General features: G+C 74.0%; 3 protein-coding genes. 2 read left to right on the top strand and 1 reads right to left on the bottom strand.

All coding sequences use genetic code 11. The features are described 5' to 3' along the window. Window positions 1-453: 453 nt before the first annotated feature. Complete coding sequence (locus CCN72_RS36275) at window positions 454-951, bottom strand: DUF2267 domain-containing protein (protein WP_086812607.1); 498 nt, start codon at window positions 949-951, stop codon at window positions 454-456. 205 nt (window positions 952-1,156) lie between these two features. On the opposite strand from CCN72_RS36275, the gene CCN72_RS36270 reads away from it, so the two are divergent. Both CCN72_RS36270 and CCN72_RS36265 read left to right on the top strand, forming a co-directional pair. Beyond that, window positions 1,157-1,894 carry an MgtC/SapB family protein gene (locus CCN72_RS36270; protein ID WP_086812606.1) on the top strand — a complete coding sequence of 246 codons (738 nt, stop codon included), beginning with the start codon at window positions 1,157-1,159 and terminating at the stop codon, window positions 1,892-1,894. A 144-nt stretch (window positions 1,895-2,038) separates the two neighbouring features. After that, window positions 2,039-3,283: formyltransferase family protein (locus CCN72_RS36265; RefSeq protein WP_086812605.1), on the top strand; the 1,245-nt coding region annotated here is incomplete at its 3' end.

Here is a 3,283-nt window from a genome sequence, read left to right as displayed (position 1 = left end):
GGCCCGTCCAGCGCCCGCGCCCGGGTCACACCACGCCCACGAAGTGACCGCCCGCCGGGCCCCGGTGTCCCCGCGCCCGCCAGGAGATGTGGCGGGGGCCGAGTGATGTGACAGTGGACGTGGGCCACGCGGCCCTGGCGCGGATGGTGGTCACGGGACCTTCACAACTCTCCCCGGTGGGCGGGTTCGCGCCGGGGCACTCGCGGGGTGTCGTCGGCCAGGAGGTGTGCCTCCAGTGATCACCGTCGCGGTTCTGCTGCTCCCCGTTCTCAGCCTTCTGCTCTTCGGTCTCGACCAGGTCGAGGACCGATGGGTGACCCGCCCCTCGAAGCCCCGCACCGCCCGCGTGCGCAGACGCCGCCGGGCCAGGTCCGGGCGTCGCTGACATTTGTACGACGACGGGATGCATGCCGGTACGCCCCCGTCCGACCGCCGCGGCCCGTGCCCCCTGGCTCAGTCGTCCGCCTCGCTCGCCCGCTCCAGCGGCAGCAGCTCCCGGATGTCCGCGGGCAGCGCGCCCGCCATCCGCTCGGTCAGTTCCGGGGCCAGCGCGGCGTCCAGGACCTCCATGACGGCGGCGGCGTCCCGCAACGCGGTGTCCTCGTCGGTGCCCGCACGGTCGGCGATGCGCCCGGCGAAGGCGGTCAGCCCGAACCGCTCGCCCGCCGTGCCCTCCGCGGTACGGGCGCCCGAACCCCCTGCCCGTGATTGCTGTCCCCGTGATTCCCGAGCACCCGATCCCCGCGCGCCGGACATCGCCTCCGCGTCCGCCGCCCGCCGCATCGCGTCGGCCATGTCCGGCGGCAACTGGGCGGCCACATGCCGGGCCAGCCCGGACGGCAGCCGTTCCGACAGCGTCGTCACGACCGCGTGCGCGGCCCGCTCGGCGGAGCCCCGGTCGGGCAGCTGGGCGAGTGCCTGCACCTTTCCGATCATCTCGTCGTGCCGCATGCGTCCGTCCCCTTCCTCACGTTCTCCGCGTTCCCCACGCCCCACGAAGCCTCGTCGGCGCGCGGCTGCCACGGCCGAGTACCCCTCTCCCGGTCGGCGGATGGCCGACGGGCGCCGCGGGGACCGAGCCGGTAGCGTCAGGAGACCACCTCGGGGGTAGACGCCAGCGGCAGGACGAATCGGCGCGATGAGAGGCGAGGTGTGCATGGCGGGAGTGTGGCTGACGGCACCGTTGTGGGACATACACAACGGCCAGGGACCCAGACAGCTGGCCGAGCTGGGACTCGCGCTGGTGCTGTCGACCTTGATCGGCTGGGAGCGCGCGGCCCAGCAGAAGAGCGCGGGCCTGCGCACTCACACCCTGGTCGGCATCGCCAGCGCGCTGATGATGGAGGTCTCCCAGCACGGGTTCACCGCGGTGCTCGGCCTGGAGCACGTCTCCTTCGACCCCTCCCGCGTCGCCGCCCAGATCGTCTCCGGCATCGGCTTCATCGGCGGTGGTCTGATCTTCGTACGACGGGATGCGGTACGGGGCCTGACGACCGCCGCGACCGTCTGGCTGACCTGCGCCGTCGGCATGGCCTGCGGCGGTGGGCTGCCCGTGCTCGCGCTGGCGGTGACGGCACTGCACTTCCTGGTGGTGCGCGGCTACTCCTCCTTCTCCGGCCGACTGGTCCCCGGCGCGACCGCCGCCGCCTTCGAGGCCCGGCTGACCTACCGCACCGGCACCGCCCTGCTGCCCCGCCTGATGGAGACCTGTACCCGGCTCGGCTTCCGCATCGTCCAGGTCAAACTCGAACGACTACCCGGCCGCACGGACGACGCCGCCCGCGTCCTCCTCGAACTGGAGGGCACCCAGGACCCGGCCCGGCTGACCTCGGAGCTGTTCCAGGACGAGGGCGTGCTCGACATCGAACTGATCCCGGCGTCCGACGAGGAGTGAGCCCCGGTCCTCCGCCTCGCCGGTCCGGCGGGTGAAACGGATCCCGCCCACGCGGTCCGGATGGCGCAAGGGCGCCGCGCGGCGGGGGTGAATCCCCGTGGCGGTCCCTCATGGGGCGCCCCGCAGGGGTGAGCATGCCGCGTCATGGACATCCTGCTCGTGGCCAGCGCGTTCAACAGCCTCTGCCAGCGTGTGTACGCCGAACTGTCCGACCGGGGGCACCGCGTGGACGTCGTCCTGGCAGCGCAGGGCGCGGAGCCGGTGCGGGCCGCCGTACGGGAGCGGGCCCCGGACCTCGTGATCGCCCCGATGCTCACGACCGCCCTGCCGGAGGACGTGTGGCGGGAGCACACCTGTCTGATCGTGCATCCGGGACCGCCCGGCGACCGGGGGCCCTCCGCGCTGGACTGGGCCGTCGCCGCCGAAGCCCCGGAGTGGGGCGTCACCGTGCTCCAGGCCGAGGCCGGGATGGACGCGGGACCCGTCTGGGCGGCCGAGCCGTTCCGGGTGGCACCGGTCGGCAAGAGCGACCTGTACCGCAACGAGGTCGCCGACGCCGCCGTCACCGCCGTCCTCACGGCCGTACGCCGGCACGCGGAGGGCGCGTTCAAGCCCCGTCCGCAGAGCGACCCCGCGATCGACGTCGTCTGGCGGGACCCCTTCCGCCAGCAGCGGCGCCGCGTCGACTGGGCACACGACGACACCGCCACGGTGCTGCGCAAGCTGCGCGGCGCCGACTCCCGGCCCGGCGTCCTCGACGAACTCCTCGGCCGGGAGCTGTTCCTGCACGGCGGGCATCCCGAGGACGAACTGCGCGGCCGGCCCGGCGAACTGCTGGCGTGCCGCGCGGGAGCGGTCTGCCGGGCCACCCGGGACGGCGCGGTCTGGATCCCGGAACTGCGCCCGCGCAAGAACTCCGGGGACCCGGCACCCTTCCGCCGCCCCGCCGCCGCGGTCCTCGCCGCCCTGGACCCCGGCCTCGAACTCCCGGACATCCCGGCCCCGTTGGAGCTGCCCCAGGACCGGTGCACGTACACCGACATCCGCTACCGGCAGCACGGTGACGTCGGGCTGCTGAGCTTCTCCTTCCCCGGCGGTGCGATGAGCACCGACCAGTGCCGCCGGCTGCTCGCCGCCTACGAGCACGCGCTCACCCGCCCCACCCGGGTCCTGGTGCTCGGCGGGCCGCGCGACTTCTTCTCCAACGGCATCCATCTCAACGTCATCGAGGCCGCCGCCGATCCGGGGCAGGAGTCCTGGGTCAACCTCAACGCCATGGACGACCTGGTGGAGGCGGTCCTGCGCACCACCGACCGGCTGGTGGTGGCCGCCCTCGCCGGCAACGCGGCCGCGGGCGGCGCGCTGCTCGCCCTCGCCGCCGACCAGGTC

It is taken from the genome of Streptomyces murinus (genome assembly GCF_002154555.1).
Taxonomy (GTDB): Bacteria; Actinomycetota; Actinomycetes; order Streptomycetales; family Streptomycetaceae; genus Streptomyces; species Streptomyces murinus.
Note: the sequence above shows the minus strand (reverse complement) of the source record. Positions and strands in the feature narration are given on the sequence as shown.